We start from the raw sequence: 16,525 nt of genomic DNA, 5'->3' as shown, positions 1-16,525 counted from the left end.
CGTGAACACCCCCCACACGCGTCGGGACGGGCCGCAGGACGAGCGCCTGTTCATCAGCCTCGACACCCTGCTCGAAAGCCGTCACCAGTGCCAGCGCATGCCCCTTTTCCGGGGTCCACTGCAAGCCAGCCGGCAACTGGGCCGGCAATATTCGCGCCTGCGTGGCCGGGGCGTCGATTTTGACCAGGTTCGCGCCTATCAACCCGGAGATGACATCCGCAGCATTGACTGGCGCGTGACTGCACGCACTGGCAAGGTCCATACCAAGGTCTTCAACGAAGAGCGCGAGCGACCGGTTTTCATTGTTTGCGAACAGAGTGACCGGCTGTTCCTGGGTAGCCAGCTGTGCTTTAAATCAGTGCTTGCCGCCCAGGCCTGCAGCCTGATCGCCTGGACTGCCCTGGCACACAATGATCGGGTTGGCGGCGTGGTGTTCGGCAAAACCTGTCACGAGGTCAGACCACAACGCAACAGGCAATCGCTGCTGCGCCTGTTCAAGCTTCTGATCGACGCCAATCACAGTCTGGCGCCCCCTGCAGATTCAACCGGCGAGACCCCCCGGGAGCTACTCAACCAGGCCCTGCGCCACACCCGCGAAGTCGTTCGCCCGGGAAGCATTCTTTACATCATTTGCGACCACAGCGCGGTGGACAGAGTCAATCAGTCGCTGCTCGCCCCCCTGGCCCTGCACAACGATCTGGTTCTGCTGCCCCTCTACGACTCCCTTGACGCCGAGCTGCCCTCCGCCGACCAGCTGGATTTCGTCCAGAACGGCGACCGTGTGAGCATCAACTCCCGGGATGCATCGGTCCGCGGGGCCTATGCAGCGCAATTTGTGGCCCAGCAGTTGGCCTGGGAGAATCTGGCCCGCCGCCTGGGGTGCTCCTTGTTCAGCCTGCACACCGGCAGCAATGCCCAGACGCAGATCGGCACCATGTTCAGTGCTCAGAAAAGGCGGGTTAGAAGGTGACCGAGGCACTCTATCAGTCGCTCATCCATCCGGTTGCTCCTCCACCCGTGCCCTGGTGGCCGCCAGCGCCCGGCTGGTGGATACTGCTTGTTCTGGCACTGGTAACCGCCTTTGCGTTGCCCTGGCTGATACTCCGCTGGAAGCGGCTTGTCGCCCATCGCCGCAAGACCAACCAGGCGCTCAAGGACATACCCGCAGACCTGCCCGATCAACAGTGGCTCAGTGAAATCAACAGCCTGTTGAAACGCCTTTTGATTCGCCGCGGTGAGGTAACGCCAACTCGTCTGTTCGGCAAGCAATGGCTTGATTATCTGTGCAGCAGTTATCCGCGGCCCCAGCGCAGCTACCTGGCCCCCCTGGCAGCGGACCTCTACCGCCAGGCACCGAACCTAACCCGTGAGCAGCGACGTGCCCTGGTCCGCGAGCTACGCCGCTGGATGAGGCACAACCATGTTTGAGCTGCATTGGCCGGCGGCCTTCCTCCTGCTGCCCCTGCCCTGGCTTCTGCGCTGGTTGCTGCCGCCCGCCGCGGTGCCCAGTACGGCACTTCAGGTCGGGTTTCTCCCCAGGCTGGAGCAACTTCGCAGCAATACCGCCCCCACCCATTCTGCTCACCGACGCTGGCCGTTTATTGTCGTATGGTTGCTGCTGCTGATCGCGGCCAGTCGCCCCCAGTGGCTGGGCGAGCCATTACCTATAAGCATCAGCGGGCGTGACATGATGCTTGCTGTGGATCTTTCCGGCAGCATGGAATATCAGGATATGCAGCTTGATGGCGAACCGGTTCCACGCATGACCGTGGTTCAGCGGCTGGTCTCCAACTTCATCGAAGAGCGTCAGGGTGATCGCCTGGGCCTTATATTGTTTGGCTCCAGCGCCTATGTTCAGGCTCCGCTGACCCACGACCTGAGCAGTTTGAATCAATGGATGGATGAGGCCTTCGTGGGCCTCGCCGGCCGCGAGACCGCCATCGGTGATGCCATTGGCCTGGCCATCAAGAGGCTTGCCGCCGAGCCGGCCGAAAGTCGTGTACTGGTGCTGATCACCGATGGCGCAAATACCGCTGGCCAGGTCAATCCACTGCGTGCCGCGCGCTTTGCGGCAAGTGAAGGCATCCGTATCTTTACCATCGGCGTGGGTGCGGACAGGTCCCAGCCCACGCAGGCCGGGGCCCGTGACCCTTCGGTCGATCTTGACGAAGGGACTCTGGTCGATGTGGCGCTGGCCACCGGGGGGGAATATTTTCGGGCCCGCAATGCTGAGGATATCGACGCCATCTATCGCCGTATCGAGATGCTTGAGCCCGCATTGCGTGACAGCGGTCCACGACGCCATGCACGTCCGCTGTACCCCTGGCCATTGGGGCTGGCGATGCTGCTGACACTGGTTCTTGCAGGCAACGCAGTCTACCGGAGGCGCCATGCAAACTGAGTTGTTTGCCGGTCTCACACTGGCCCGCCCGCTGTGGCTGTTGCTGTTAATCCCCTGCTTCGGGCTCTGCTGGCTGCTTTACCGCCGCATCAACCATTATTCGCCCTGGCATGGTCTTTTGCCCGCAGCCATGCGTGAAGCGCTGCTGCAACGCGAGCCTGGCAAGGATCACTCGGGACGCTTTGTTCTGCTGGCCTCGGCCTGGGCCCTGGCCATCGTCGCCCTGAGCGGGCCAGTGTGGGAAGGCGAATCACCCGTGGTGCGCCTCAACCAGTCAGCACTGGTGGTGGTGCTGGACCTGTCTCATAACATGCTAGCCAATGACCTCTCCCCTTCCCGCCTGGAAAGAGCTCGACTGAAGATACGTGATCTTTTACAGATGCGCAGTGACAGCCAGGTGGCCCTGATAGCCTACGCCGGCAGCGCGCACCGGGTTACGCCGCTGAGCTCAGATCAGTCGACCCTGATCAACCTGCTCAACGGACTGAGCCCGGACATCATGCCGGTCAGCGGCTCTAATCTGGGCAGTGCCCTGGAGCTGGCCGAACAGATGATTACCCCACTGCCCCCCGACAGCACGCAGATATTGCTCATCACCGGGAGCGTGGAAGGCCCCCAACTCAAAGCCCTGGGCGAAGCTGCCCGCAGGCTGGGTCGCCAACTGTCGATTCTGGGAACAGGTACTGCCGAAGGAGCACCCGTGGCTTTGCCAGAGGGCGGGTTCATGCGTGATGAGCAAGGCCGCATCCTGCTGCCACGCCTGGATAATCAGGTTCTTGCCAGCATTGCCCGGGGCACCGGAGCCAGCTACCACGACATAACCCGGGACGATACCGATCTGGTCAGCCTGCTGCAGCCTTTGGCATTGACCAGCCTCAACGATCCGGACAGATCGCCCGGGCGCAGCGACCAGGGGCACTGGCTGCTATTGTTGTTGCTGCCCTTGGCAGCTCTGGGCGCGCGACGGGGCTGGCTCGGGCTGATTGTTTGCGCCCTGCTGTTGCCGACGACTGCCGAGGCCAGCCCCACCTGGCAAGATCTCTGGCAACGCCCGGATCAACAAGCCGCCGACTTGCTCGCAAGTGACCAGTCCGCCGCAGCCGCAGACCGTTTTGAGGATCGCCACTGGGCAGCCTGGGCACGCTACCAGGCGGGTGATTACAATGGCGCAGCCGAGGCCTATGCACAGCTGATACAGCAGGACCCGGATAATCCTCAGCACCACTTCGACCACGGTACCGCGCTGGCCATGAGTGGCAAGCTGAAAGATGCGCTGGAAGCCTATGAACAGACACTGACCCGCGCCCCCGACCACGCGGCTGCCCGGCACAACCGCAGCCGCATAGAGGCACTGATCGAGGAACAGGCGCGGGAAGCCGAGCAGCGGGAGGCGAACGCTGGGGCCGAGGGCAATGAAACGCAAACGGGCGAAACCACGACCGACCAGGAGCCACAGGATGGCAGCACAGCGCCCAGCCCCGACACCAGTACGCGTCAGGAAAATCCGAACCAACTGCCCGAGCCTTCTTCAGGACCTACGTCTTCGCTCTCCTCGTCATCCGTCGACCCGATAGCCGCTGCCGGCGAGTCCGCAGGGGAGTCAGAAACCCTGATAGGTGAGAGCCCGGATACGCAGGTAGGCGCCATCGACGGCGGCCAGACGTCGTCAGCAATTGACGCCACACAACGTGAGAGTGAGCAGCAAGCCATGTCGTCACGTCAACTAGCACCGCTACCGAGCGCTCCAGAGGACGTTCTTGAGCCCGAACAACAGGCGGCATTACAGCAATGGCTGCGCGAAGTGCCGGATAATCCCACCGATTTGCTGCGCCGCAAGTTTCTCTATCAACGACTTCAGCAACTGGAAGAACGCTCACGATGATCAGACTACTGCTATGGCTCTGCATCCTGATTTTCTCAGCCCCGGCCGGCGCCGCCCTTGAGGCCAGCGTCGACAGAACCCGGTTGATTGAAGGTGAAACCCTTGAACTGACCCTGGAAACCGAAGCGGCCAATCGGTTCAACCGGCCCGAACTGGCCCCGTTGGAAGAGCACTTTGAAATACAGAACAGCCGGCAGCTCAGCCTGGTCAGTCAGCTCGATGGCAAAACCCAGCCGGTTACCCGCTGGGTGATCACCCTGCTCCCGCGGCGCACCGGTTATGTAATCATTCCGCCACTGAGCATCGACAACCTCAGCAGCGAACCCATCAGCCTTCAGGTACTGACCGCCAGTGAAGCCGCGCGGGACAATACGGCGCAGATGGCACCGGTCTTCATAGATGCCGAGGTGGATACCGAAACACCCTACGTGCAGGCCCAGGTTCTGCTCACTCTACGGGTCTATCACTCGGTCTCGCTGTACGATGACTCCACCCTGACCGGCCTGGACTTTCCCGATGCCCGGGTTGAAAGCCTCGGGCCGCCGCGCAACTACGAAAGACTCATCAATGGTATTCGCCACGGGGTGATCGAAGTTCGCTACGCGATCTTCCCGCAACGCAGCGGCGAGCTGGAGGTACCCTCCCAGCTGTTTACCGCGACCACCATGCCCTCACGCTCTGCCGACAGTGCCCTGTCACGGGGCCGGCTGGTTCAGGTGCGCTCTCCGGGGATCAATCTGCAGGTGCGGCCCATCCCCGCAGACTACCCGCCGGGCGCGCCCTGGTTGCCGGCAACCAACATAAGCCTGGCCCAGAGCTGGCAACCAGACCCAGGGCTGGATCTGCTCGCCGGCGAGTCCCTTACGCGCACCCTGACAGTGACTGCCGAAGGTCTCAATGCCAGCCAACTTCCCGAACTCAGCAGCCTTGCCGGCACGACCATTACCGGTTTGCGCGAATACACCGATCAACCAGAGCTCGAGAACGCGGTAGTGGACGACGGCATACGCGGCCTGCGGCTGGACAGCGCAGCCCTGCTCGTGCAACAGGCCGGGGCATTCCAGATTCCCGCTCTGCGTCTTTACTGGTGGGACACTGAATCGGACTCGCTGCAAGAAACACAACTCGACCCCATCGCTCTCAACGTGATGAGTAGCCAGAGCTTCATCGCAGCTTCCGAACCTGTGGCCATCGAAGCCAGCGAAGAGCTCCTGGCCTCACCACGCCTGTGGCCCTGGCAACTGGCCACAGCCCTGTTGGGACTGGCACTGCTGCTATCGCTCGGACTGCTCTGGCGGACCCGCAATGCATTGCAGAGGCTGAACAACCCATTCCAGGATGAAGAAATATTCGATGAAGAAATCCAGGGCAATCCACTGACCGACCTGCAAAGCGCCTGCCGGACCAACCAACCGGCTGAGGCCCGCAAGGCATTGGAGTCCTGGGCAAGGCAACAGGACAGCGAAGGGCTGATAGGCCTCACGCACCTGCACCCCGAACTCGCAGAAGCACTGGACGAACTCAACGCCTGCCTGTTCGGCCAGGCAGAACATCACTGGCGAGGCAAACCCCTGTGGCGCGCCGTACGCATGGTAGTGCAAAGCCGCAAACGCCAAAGCGAAGCACTCGAACCCGCACTCGAGAGTCTTTATCCGAAGGTGTAAGCGGCAAGCCGCCAGCTTCAAGCTACAAGCTACAAGCGGCAAGCGGCAAGCGGCAAGCAGAGTGAGCAATAGGTTGGGGGCTGAAAGCTGAAAGCTGAAAGCAAAAGAGTTTGGGTTTGAGGTTTGAGGCTTGCAGCTTGCCGCTTGTAGCTTGCGGCTTGCGGCTTGCGGCTTGCCGCAAAAAAAACGCCCCTTTCGGGGCGTTTTTTGTTGCGGCTAGCGGTCCCGCAGCTTCTCGGGTCTGATCAGGAATCGGGCCAGTGCTGGCAGAAGCCATAGGGCACCGAACATGTTCCAGAGGAACATGAAGGTCAGCAGGATACCCATGTCGGCCTGGAACTTGATGGCCGAGAAGATCCATGTCGCGACACCAATCGCCAGGGTAATACCGGTGAAGGTCACCGCCTTACCCGTGGTCTTCAGCGTCTCGTAATAGGCCTCCTCCAGCGGCAGGCCCTGGCGCAGGTAGGTCTCCAAACGGCTGTAGATATAGATACCGTAATCCACACCAATACCCACACCGAGCGCGATTACCGGCAAGGTAGCCACCTTCACGCCAATACCCAGAAACGCCATCAACGCATTGGCCAGCACTGATGTCAGAGCCAACGGAATGATGATGCAGAGCACCGCACGAATGGACCTGAAGGTAATCAGGCACATGAAGATCACCACTGCATAGACTGTCAGCAGCATCTTCAGCTGGGACTTCTCGATAACGACGTTGGTCGCAGCCTCGATCCCGGCATTACCTGCCGCCAGCTTGAACTCCAGCGTGTCGGTATTGTACTCGGCCGCAAACTCCTCGACGGCAGAGGTCGCGCGGGACAGCGTCTCAGCCTTGTGATCCTCGAGATACAACATGACCGGTGCCAGGGAACAGGACGAGTTGAACAGCCCACTGGGCGCGCGACTGATCGCGTTGTTCAGGTTGTCCTGGTTACGCGAAAGCGTCTGCCACTTGAGGTTGCCCTCGTTATTACCCATGATCACCTGCTTGGCTACGGTGACCATGGATACTGCAGACTGCACACCATCCAGATTGGACATACGCCATTCCAGCTGGTTGATCGCCTCCATGGTTTCGTAGGCTGAGCACATTTCATCTGGCGTGCTCACCATCACCACCAGCACATCCGAACTGGTCGAATAATTATCGATGATGAAGGCGTTATCCAGGTTATAACGTGAATCCGGACGCAGCTCGGGGGCACCCGGATCCAGGTCACCGATCTTCACGTTCTGACCGTGATAGATACCGAAAGCAAACGCCAGAACGGCCAGGCCGATAGATATCGGTGCGACCTTGGGGTGCGAGAACTTGGCGACCGCCAACCAGAGCTTCTGCGGGCGCGATGCCATATCGCGGTTACGCTCCACTGCCCGCTTGCTGATACCGATATACGACATCAATACAGGCAACAGGATCAGGTTGGTCAGAATGATCACGCCAACACCCACCGAGGCGGCAATACCCAGCTCGCGAATAACCTCGATCTCGATCAACAGCAGCGTAACAAAGCCTACCGCATCGGAAATCAGCGCCACGATACCCGGCACATAGAGTGCGCGGAACGCACGCCGTGCAGCCGTTGGGGCGTCATCTGCGTTGCTGTACTCGATAGCCATGCCATTGATGATCTGCACGCCGTGGGAAATACCAATGGCAAAGACCAGAAACGGAACCAGAATCGAATAGGGATCCAGTCCGAAGCCCAGCGACCGGAGCAGGCCGAGCTGCCAGATCACCGCAATGACCGAACATACCAGCGTGGTAATCGAGCTCTTCAGGCAGCGGGTAAAGATCAGCAGCAGAACAAAGGTGATCAGCAACGCAGCGGCGAAGAACATCACCACCTTGATGATGCCCTCGATCAGATCACCCACTTTCTTGGCAAAACCAACAATGTGGATACTGATATTGGGGTTTTCTGCCTGAAACTCCGAGCGAACCTTTTCTTCCAGCTGGCGTGAAAACTGACCGTAATCCAGTCGTACCAGCTCACTCTGGTTATCCGGGTTCGGATAAAACTCCTGGAGCGGCACCTCGATGATGGTCGATTTGAAGTTGTTCGCCACCAGACGCCCGATTTCGCCCGACTTGAGCACGTTCTCGCGCAACTCGTCGAGATCCTGTTCAGTCAGATAAGCTGGCCGATTGGCTACCGGGCCGCCGTCGAAACCGTATTCGGTCACCTCGGTCCAGCGCACGTTGGGCGTCCAAAGCGAACGCAGATTGGACCGGTCCACGCCGGGCAGGAAGAACACCTCATCGTTGATACGCTTGAGGGTTTCCATGTACTCGGTGGTAAAGATATCGCCATCTTCGATGGCAACGGCAATACGGATGGAGTTACCGAGGTTCGCCAGATCGTTCTGGTGCTCGATCATATTGACGATGTAGGGGTGTTCGAGAGGGATCATCTTCTCGAAGCTGGTCTCCGGCCTGACCTGCGCTGCCTGATACCCCAGCAGCACAGTGACGATGGCAAAGATCAATAGTACTACCAGCCGGTTTTTGAAGATCAACCGCTCCACGAAGGGAGCGGTTTCCTGGTGATTGCTGGACATCCAGTTTTCTCCTGGCTCTTATTGATTGGATCGGTTGGAGCCGATCAGGGAGTACCTATCTGCGCTGCGGGGGCATCTTTATCGACACCGCTCATACCACCAGGGCCTGTTTTCACCGCACCACGCTGGCCCAGCAACAACAAATCACCGTTAGGCAGAATCGCCGCAGATGCCAGTGCCACGCGATCAGCGCGCACATCGACGTCGAAGGTGCGTCCGTTGTCTTCACTGATAACAACAACACCACCCACGCCTACTACAACCAACTTGCCATCGTCAGATAGTTGGCCGCTGGACAGGGTTGCCTGTAGCTCGTCGCCGTCGGGCGTTTCCAGGCGGATCTGCTGCCAGGTGTCGCCAAAGTCACTTGAGCGATACATGTTGCCGCGCAAGCCCCAGATCAGCACCTCATTGGCGCGACCGGTGCCGGCGGTACCAAACAGCGATCCGTCATAGGGCAGATCCTGGATGGTTTCCCAGGTGTCGCCAAAATCAGTGGAGCGATACATGGTGCCCATTTCCCCTACCAGGAACAGGCCGGTATCTTTTACCGCAGTCATGGCGTTGTAGTGGAAACCGAACTCGTTATCGATCAGATCGGGCAGTTCTTCCCAGTTCTCGCCGCCATCATCGGTGCGCAGAAACAGGCCGTAAGCGCCCGCAGCAAAACCCGTGTTGGCATCGCGGAACCAGACGTCCATCAGCGGGCGTTCAAGCAGGCCGCCTGCCTGTTCGTCACGGGCTTCATCCAGGGTCGGATCACGGTACTGGATCTCCCAGCTTTCACCGGCGTTGCTGGTGTGCAGAATCAGCGAGTCATGGCCTACAGCCCAACCTTTCTGACCATCGACAAAATCGACCGCAGTCAGCATCTGACGCGTGGGCGATTCGGCCTGGGTCCAGTTCTCGCCGTTGTCATCGGAATAGACGATATGACCACGGCTGCCGACGGCGACCAGGCGATCACCTACCTGCTCAACATCGAGCAGCAGTACTTCGCTGGCCATGTCGGACATGACGGCGGGCTTGGCTTCACCGGCGATACTGTCCTGGGCCTGGGCGATCGCGACGGGCGCGAAGGCCAATGCCACGGAAAGACCCAGAGCAGAAAAAGCCTGAGTGGATAAAGAGAGCTTGCGGCTCTTGCCGGACACATTGCAGGCCTCGCCTGCTTCCAGACTGTGCCGTTGGATGGGCTCACGCATACACCATTCCCCTTGTTCTTATAGGTACCTGTCGTTCTAGACAGGCAGGGCAACCGCCCTTGAGCGGTCTATTGATAGTAACGGCCTGGGACAGCACCTGCCAACCGGCCTCGGGTTATCGCGTGTCAATCATGACCCTGATCGGTGACCACTGGCGCACACCATCAGAGTTGATCAACCTATGTGGCTCCCGGCCAATGACCGAGAGCCACAACATCTTAGTGCTGAATCTTGGGCGGAGTTGAAGCAGCAATCTTGGCCGGATTGATCAGGAAACGGGCCAGTGCTGGCAGCAGCAACAACGCACCGATCATGTTAACCAGGAACATGAAGGTCAGCATCAGACCCATGTCAGCCTGGAACTTGATGGCCGAGAATACCCAGGTGGCCACGCCGATCGCCAGACACAGACCGGTGAACAGAACCGCCTTACCGGTTGAGCGCAGGGTCTCGTAGTAAGCCTCCTGCAACGGCATCCCGGCACGCAGGAAGGTCTCCAGACGGCTGTAAACATAGATCCCGTAATCCACACCTACGCCCACACCCAGGGCAATTACCGGCAGGGTTGCCACCTTCATGCCTATACCCAGGTAGGCCATCAGCGCGTTACCCAGCACTGAGGTCAGTACCAGCGGCAATACCACACAGATCGTGGCTGCCAACGAGCGGAAAGTGAAATAGCACATCACCCCTACCCACACGTAAACCAGCAACAGGATCAGCAATTCAGAGCTGGCAATCTCGTCGTTGGTAGCCGCCTCGATGCCCGCATTACCGGCAGCCAGCAGGAACTTCATGTTCTCGGTGTTGTACTCGGCAGCAAACTCTTCAACTCCCCGGGTGGCCGTCTTCAGAGTTTCAGCCTTGTGGTCGTTAAGGAACACCATGACCGGCGCCAACGAACAGGTATTGTTGAACATGCCTTCGGGTGCGCGGCTGATTGCGTTGTTCAGGTTGTCCTGATTGCGCGACAGCGTCTGCCACTTGAGGTTGCCCTCGTTGTTACCCATCAGTACCTGCTTGGCCACAGTCACCAGGGACACTGCCGACTGCACGCCTGGCAAGTTTGCCATGTGCCATTCGAGCTGATCGATCGCTTCCATAGTCTCGTAGGCAGAGCACATTTCCGGCGGGGTTTCGACCATCACTACCAGTACGTCGGAACTTGTCGAGTAGTTGGAGATGATGAAATCGTTATCCAGGTTGTAGCGCGAATCAGGACGCAGTTCTGGTGCACCCGGGTCCAGGTCACCTACCTGAAGGTTGGCTTTCTGGTAGAAGAAGGCGCCAGTACCACCCACCAGGGCGATGATGACCAGAAACGGCGCCACTTTCGGGTGCGCGGTATAGGACATGGCGCGCCAGAAGGGATGTTCACGAACCGCGTCACGCTTACTGCGTTCGATGGCCTTCTTGCTGATGCCCAGATAGGAAATGGTGACCGGCAGCATGATCAGGTTGGTAAACACAATCACACCTACACCCACGGAGGCACCGATAGCCAGCTCGTGGATTACGCCGATATCGATAACCAGCAGAGTAATAAAGCCAACCGCGTCGGCAAGAATTGCGATCATGCCGGGCAGAAACAGCTGACGGAAAGTACGACGGGCCGCGATCAGGGCGTTATCTGCCTCGCCTGACTGCAACGCAATACCGTTGATTTTCTGTACGCCGTGGGAAATACCGATAGCGAAGATCAGGAACGGCACCAGCATCGAGTACGGATCCAGTCCAAAGCCCAGCGAGTAGATCAGACCCAACTGCCAGATTACGGCGATCAGCGTGGTGGCCAGAACCGAGATGGTGCTGCGGATGCACCAGGTAAACCAGTACAGCAGTACGAAGGTAATCAGCAGTGCGATACCGAAGAACATCACCACCGCGCCAAGACCCTCGATCAGGTCACCGACCTTCTTGGCAAAACCGACCATGTGGATGCTGATATTCGGGTTTTCTTCCTCGAACTGGGTGCGGATTTTTTCCTCCAGTTGCTGGGAGAACAGACCGTAATCCATACGCAGCAGCTCGGACTGGTTATCCGGGTTCGGATAGAACTCCTGGAGCGGCACCTCGATAATGGTGGACTTGAAGTTGTTGGCTACCAAGCGACCAATTTCACCGGACTTGAGTACATTGACTCGCAGATCATCCAGTGATTGCTCATCCAGGTAGGCCGGATGGCTCGCAACCGGGCCACCGTCAAAGCCGTATTCGGTGACCTCGGTCCAGCGCACGTTGGGCGTCCAAAGCGAGCGCAAACCGGAACGATCGACGCCGGGCAGGAAGAACACCTCGTCGTTGATGCGCTTGAGGGTTTCCATGTACTCGGTGCTGAAGATATCGCCATCTTCGATTGCGACCGCGATACGGATGGAGTTGCCCAGGTTCGACAGGTCGTCCTGGTGCTCGACCATGTTGACAATGTAGGGATGCTGAAGAGGAATCATCTTGGCGAAGCTGGTATCAGGACGGATCTGCAAGGCCTGATAGCCAAGGATAATGGTGATTATGGTAAAGATCGCAACAACCATAAGGCGGTTGTTGAACACCAGCCGTTCCATAAAGGTTTCGGCTTCGTGAACGTTATTCGACATCCCGATTCTCCCGGCAGACAAGCCATCTGGCATTTATTGTTAGTTCAGGCAGCAGTTTTCCCTGCCCGCCTGTAAGGGGCAGCATCACAAGATCAAACATGGACAAATCCGGACGGATTGCATTTTCCGGAGGCATACAACGAAGTGAACAGAATCGACAGGCGATCTGCTTCTGACTGGATTGAAACTGGATCAAACGCGCGAAGGTTCACGACGGACGCCCCCATACATCTACCCCTTTATTTTTATTTGATGTCACGGTCACACGACGGACGACATGATATTACAGCGCTTTCACTGACTTCACTAATCCTTGCAAGTTATCTTTTGTGAACCACGGAAAAACCGGCCAGAAAGCCCGTTATAGAGCGGCCCAAACGCATCAGAACACCCTCCCGGGTGCTCTGGTACGGGGGATTGCCTACCCGGGAATGTCAGGCAAGCGACTTGCTGACCACTTCATATACATCCGGCGAGAGACTACTGGCGGCCATGATGCGTGCCAATTCTGCCTTCATCAGCTCCTGGCGGGCGGCATCATACTTGCGCCAGCGCGTCAGCGGTGTTAGCAGTCGCGCTGCCACCTGGGGGTTTAGCGGGTCGAGCTGCAATATCCGCTCGGCCAGGAAACGATAGCCGGCGCCATCGGCAGCGTGGAAGTTGACCAGGTTCTGATTGGCGAAGGCACCGATCACAGCACGGATCTTGTTGGGATTACGCATGCTGAACGCAGGGTGCTCGAGGAGCTTTTCAACGCGAACCAGACCACCGGGCAAGGCACAGGCAGCCTGCACACTGAACCACTGATCCATGACCAGCGGATAATCCTTCCAGCGTTCGGCAAAGTCGGCCAGCGCCGCCTGCTTCTGCTTCTCGAAGTCGGAATTGACCAGACAGACCAGCGCCGCCTGGCGGTCGGTCATGTTATTGGCCTCCACATACTGACGTACACAGGCATCAACCGCGTCCTGGGAACCAGTGAGCATCAGGTAGGACAAGAGCGTATTCTTCAGGCTGCGGCGCGCCATTGACCCCGCATCCGGGCTGTAGGCTGCGCCATCGTCAAGGTCGCGGTACAGGGGCCACATGACGTCGGCCAGGGTATTGGCCAGCTCACCGCGCACCCATTCGCGCACCTGGTGGATTGCGTCCACATCAGCCACCTCGGACACTTCGACCATATAAGCCTCAGACGGCAACCTGAGCATCTCGGCGACCATGGCCGGATCCAGCTCCCTGTCCGTCAGCAGTGCGTAAAACACATCACGCAAACGCTGATCGAGCAGCAGCGGACGACCCGCCTGATGAATACCGATCATACCCTGGAGCATTTCCAGCGCCAGTGCCTGCCCTGCTTCCCAGCGATTGAAACCATCGGGGTCATTCTTGGCCAGAAAGACCCGATCATCACGGCTGTAGGGATAGCTCATCTTCACTGGCGCAGAGAACCCGCGCAGCAGGGATGGCAATGGCTCTTCCGTCAACCCGGTGAAGGTGAATACCTGCTCGGCGCCTGCCACGGCCAGCACACGCTCAGTGCCCACGGGCGCAGCCTCCCCCTCAAACTGCAGGGGCAATTCCTTACCCTCACGGTCGAGTAAAGCCATGCGCACCGGAATCACCTGCGGCAGTTTCTCGCTTTGCCCCGGCGTTGGCGGGCAGCTCTGGCGGAATAACAGACTGAAGGTACCTTTAGCCGCGTCGTAACGACTCTCCACGGCCAGCCGAGGCGTCCCGGCCTGGCTGTACCAGCGCTTGAACTGCCCCAGGTCTGCGCCATTGGCGTCTTCCATGGCCTTGATGAAGTCATCACAGGTCACGGCCTGACCATCGTGGCGCTCAAAATACAGATCCGAGCCCTGGCGAAAGCCCTGCTCCCCGAGCAGGGTATGCAACATGCGTACGACCTCAGCACCCTTTTCGTACACTGTCAGGGTATAGAAGTTGGAAATCTCGATGAACGAATCAGGTCGAACCGGGTGAGCCATGGGGCCGGCATCTTCGGCAAACTGGTTGGCGCGTAGAAAGCCGACATGCTCGATACGGCTGACAGTGGGTGAATTCATATCGGCGGAAAACTGCGAATCACGGAATACCGTAAAGCCTTCCTTGAGCGACAGTTGGAACCAGTCTCGACAAGTAACCCGATTGCCCGACCAATTGTGGAAATACTCGTGCGCCACCACCGCCTCGACCCGCTGGAAGGCCAGATCGGTTGCCGTATCGGGATGCGCCAGTACGCAGCTGGAGTTGAAAATGTTCAGCCCCTTGTTTTCCATTGCACCCATATTGAAGTCGTTGACCGCCACAATCATGAAGATATCCAGATCGTACTCACGGCCGTAGACTTCCTCATCCCAGCGCATGGAGCGCTTGAGACTATCCATCGCGTGGCCGCACTGCTCCCTGTTCTCCGGCTCCACGTAGATACGCAAGTCAATCTCGCGACCACTCATGGTGGTGAAGCTGTCCTGGATCAGACACAGATCGCCCGCCACCAGGGCAAACAGGTAAGCCGGCTTGGGGAAAGGGTCCTCCCAGGTCACCCAGTGACGGCCGCCCTTCTCTTCACCATTGGCAACCGGATTACCGTTGGACAGCAGAATCGGATAATCCCTTGAGGCAATCACCGTGGTGGTAAACCGGCTCATCACATCGGGACGATCCAGGTAATAGGTGATCTTGCGAAAGCCCTCGGCCTCGCACTGGGTGCAGAACATCTTGCCGGACTGGTAAAGCCCTTCCAGCGCGGTATTGTGCTGGGGCTCGATTCGGGTGGTAACGGCCACCACAAACGCCGCCGCCGCGGGTTGCAATGTCAGGGTATCTTCATCCAGCTGGTAGTCGCCGGCCTGCAACAGCTGCTCATCCAGCGCCACGCTGACCAGCTCCAGCAGTTGGCCATCCAGCACCAGCGGGGGCAGCGACTGACCTGCGCCCTGTTCATTGCGGCGCATATTCAGGCGGCTGTGAACCAGCGCATGGTCCTCGAACAGCTCGAACGTCAGATGCGTTTCGTCTATCCAGTATTCAGGCGCCTGGTAGTCCTTGAGATAAATGGTCTTGGGCTGTTCGGTACGCATGCTGCACTCCTCAGTACACACTGACAGACAGTGTGTAGGACGTATATTTACGAATATTGATTACGCCGGTATCCAGAATCAGATACTGACCCTTGATTCCCAGCAAGGTGCCCTCGAGCACCGGCTCCTTGTCCAGATTGGCTGACTGGGGTTTCGGGCTGTATTCGAGCACCGGGTAGCGAATATTCACCACCTCGGCGTCAAGGGACTGGATGGCCTGCAGGCCAAAGCGGGCCTGCAACGCAAGAAGGCCCTCCTGCGCGCCCTCCATGATTCGTTCGCGGGCTGCCTGCATGTCAACCGGCTCCGGTTCACCGCGCAGCAGCGCACGCCAGTTTGTCTTGTCGGCGACCTGCTGACGCAGCAGGTCCTCGACCAGACCTGACTGCTGACGAGTAGCCACGCGCAGAATCGGCAGTGCCTGGCTCGCACCCTGGTCAATCCAGCGGGTCGGGATCTGGGTGGCACGGGTAATACCCACCTTCAGTCCTGACGAATTGGCCAGATAGACAATATGGTCGGTCATGCAGAATTGCTCGCCCCAGGCCGGCTCGCGGCAAGTACCCTGATCATAGTGGCACTTTTCCGGACTCATGATGCAGGTATCACAGCGAGCCAGCTTGGTCATGCAGGGATAACAGAAACCCTGACTGTAGCTTTTTTTGGTGCGCCGCCCACAATGGCTGCAATGGATAGTCCCCAGTGCCTCTATACGCAGGGTACTCCCCAACCAGTCATTGAGCGGCAATAGCTGCTCGCCAATCGACAGGCTGTAGCGCACGGGCACATCAAGATCTGCCTGCAGCTTGCTGACGCTGCCCTCACCGCTGACTGGCTGTATCAATGCAAGGTATCCGATTTGGTCGAGAACAAAATATTGGGCACGGTTTTTTTCTCGGATTTACAGCTCTGCTCACCCATGAACCCGGTGCGCTCTTCTTCAGGCAGATTTTCCAGCTCCCAGCCAATCATTGCCTGCATGCAGAGCTCTTTCTGCTCCTGGGTCAGGCGGCGACCGTCCGGCCATTTGCCGATCTCCACCGCCTGCTTCAGGCTGGCATATACCTCGGGGGTGATATTGCGCAACATCTCGACAAAGGTAGTCATTTCATTCTCCAGAAA

11 protein-coding genes are annotated in these 16,525 nt (G+C 58.6%); 5 read left to right on the top strand and 6 right to left on the bottom strand.

The features are described 5' to 3' along the window. The first annotated feature begins 1 nt into the window (after nucleotide 1). From IEV54_RS15360 to IEV54_RS15340, 5 genes are read left to right on the top strand one after another with little or no spacing between them, the layout of a single operon-like run. Nucleotides 2-970, top strand: a complete 969-nt coding sequence (locus tag IEV54_RS15360; RefSeq protein WP_188434478.1) for a DUF58 domain-containing protein — start codon at nucleotides 2-4, stop codon at nucleotides 968-970. After that, nucleotides 967-1,428, top strand: coding sequence for a DUF4381 domain-containing protein (locus tag IEV54_RS15355; RefSeq protein ID WP_150279027.1), 462 nt, complete (start codon nucleotides 967-969; stop codon nucleotides 1,426-1,428). Before IEV54_RS15360 ends, IEV54_RS15355 begins: the two co-directional genes overlap by 4 nt. After that, a complete protein-coding gene (locus IEV54_RS15350; RefSeq protein ID WP_150279026.1) occupies nucleotides 1,421-2,401 on the top strand; it encodes a vWA domain-containing protein in 981 nt (326 codons plus the stop codon). Before IEV54_RS15355 ends, IEV54_RS15350 begins: the two co-directional genes overlap by 8 nt. Continuing rightward, a complete protein-coding gene (locus IEV54_RS15345; protein ID WP_150279025.1) occupies nucleotides 2,391-4,283 on the top strand; it encodes a VWA domain-containing protein in 1,893 nt (630 codons plus the stop codon). Before IEV54_RS15350 ends, IEV54_RS15345 begins: the two co-directional genes overlap by 11 nt. Beyond that, entirely contained in the window at nucleotides 4,280-5,947 is a 1,668-nt protein-coding gene (locus tag IEV54_RS15340) for a BatD family protein (RefSeq protein ID WP_150279024.1), read from the top strand. Before IEV54_RS15345 ends, IEV54_RS15340 begins: the two co-directional genes overlap by 4 nt. A gap of 216 nt (nucleotides 5,948-6,163) precedes the next feature. Here IEV54_RS15340 and IEV54_RS15335 read toward each other — a convergent pair whose 3' ends face one another. From IEV54_RS15335 to IEV54_RS15310, 6 genes are all read right to left on the bottom strand, one after another. Next, on the bottom strand, nucleotides 6,164-8,518 hold the full coding sequence (locus IEV54_RS15335) for an efflux RND transporter permease subunit (protein ID WP_150279023.1): 2,355 nt from the start codon (nucleotides 8,516-8,518) through the stop codon (nucleotides 6,164-6,166). A gap of 44 nt (nucleotides 8,519-8,562) precedes the next feature. Continuing rightward, nucleotides 8,563-9,723 carry a WD40/YVTN/BNR-like repeat-containing protein gene (locus IEV54_RS15330; RefSeq protein WP_150279022.1) on the bottom strand — a complete coding sequence of 387 codons (1,161 nt, stop codon included), beginning with the start codon at nucleotides 9,721-9,723 and terminating at the stop codon, nucleotides 8,563-8,565. A gap of 218 nt (nucleotides 9,724-9,941) precedes the next feature. Further along, nucleotides 9,942-12,320: an efflux RND transporter permease subunit gene (locus tag IEV54_RS15325; protein WP_150279021.1), complete on the bottom strand. Its 2,379-nt coding sequence runs from the start codon at nucleotides 12,318-12,320 to the stop codon at nucleotides 9,942-9,944. A gap of 434 nt (nucleotides 12,321-12,754) precedes the next feature. Continuing rightward, entirely contained in the window at nucleotides 12,755-15,403 is a 2,649-nt protein-coding gene (gene pepN, locus IEV54_RS15320; RefSeq protein ID WP_150279020.1) for an aminopeptidase N, read from the bottom strand. Nucleotides 15,404-15,413: 10 nt separating this feature from the next. Next, nucleotides 15,414-16,190, bottom strand: a complete 777-nt coding sequence (locus IEV54_RS15315; RefSeq protein ID WP_373286454.1) for a DUF2797 domain-containing protein — start codon at nucleotides 16,188-16,190, stop codon at nucleotides 15,414-15,416. Between the two features lie 53 nt (nucleotides 16,191-16,243). Continuing rightward, nucleotides 16,244-16,510, bottom strand: a complete 267-nt coding sequence (locus IEV54_RS15310; protein WP_150279019.1) for a YeaC family protein — start codon at nucleotides 16,508-16,510, stop codon at nucleotides 16,244-16,246. Between the last annotated feature and the right edge of the window lie 15 nt (nucleotides 16,511-16,525).

This window comes from Halopseudomonas salina (assembly GCF_014637955.1).
Classification (GTDB): Bacteria; Pseudomonadota; Gammaproteobacteria; order Pseudomonadales; family Pseudomonadaceae; genus Halopseudomonas; species Halopseudomonas salina.
This window is presented reverse-complemented; position numbering and strand designations above follow the sequence as displayed.

What these genes read in the sequence shown, in the direction of transcription:
- IEV54_RS15330 (WP_150279022.1), bottom strand. Translation starts at nt 9,723, where the DNA reads ATGCGTGAGCCCATCCAACGGCACAGTCTGGAAGCAGGCGAGGCCTGC.
- IEV54_RS15325 (WP_150279021.1), bottom strand. Translation starts at nt 12,320, where the DNA reads ATGTCGAATAACGTTCACGAAGCCGAAACCTTTATGGAACGGCTGGTG.
- IEV54_RS15310 (WP_150279019.1), bottom strand. Translation starts at nt 16,510, where the DNA reads ATGACTACCTTTGTCGAGATGTTGCGCAATATCACCCCCGAGGTATAT.
- IEV54_RS15345 (WP_150279025.1), top strand. Translation starts at nt 2,391, where the DNA reads ATGCAAACTGAGTTGTTTGCCGGTCTCACACTGGCCCGCCCGCTGTGG.
- IEV54_RS15340 (WP_150279024.1), top strand. Translation starts at nt 4,280, where the DNA reads ATGATCAGACTACTGCTATGGCTCTGCATCCTGATTTTCTCAGCCCCG.
- IEV54_RS15335 (WP_150279023.1), bottom strand. Translation starts at nt 8,518, where the DNA reads ATGTCCAGCAATCACCAGGAAACCGCTCCCTTCGTGGAGCGGTTGATC.
- pepN (WP_150279020.1), bottom strand. Translation starts at nt 15,403, where the DNA reads ATGCGTACCGAACAGCCCAAGACCATTTATCTCAAGGACTACCAGGCG.
- IEV54_RS15350 (WP_150279026.1), top strand. Translation starts at nt 1,421, where the DNA reads ATGTTTGAGCTGCATTGGCCGGCGGCCTTCCTCCTGCTGCCCCTGCCC.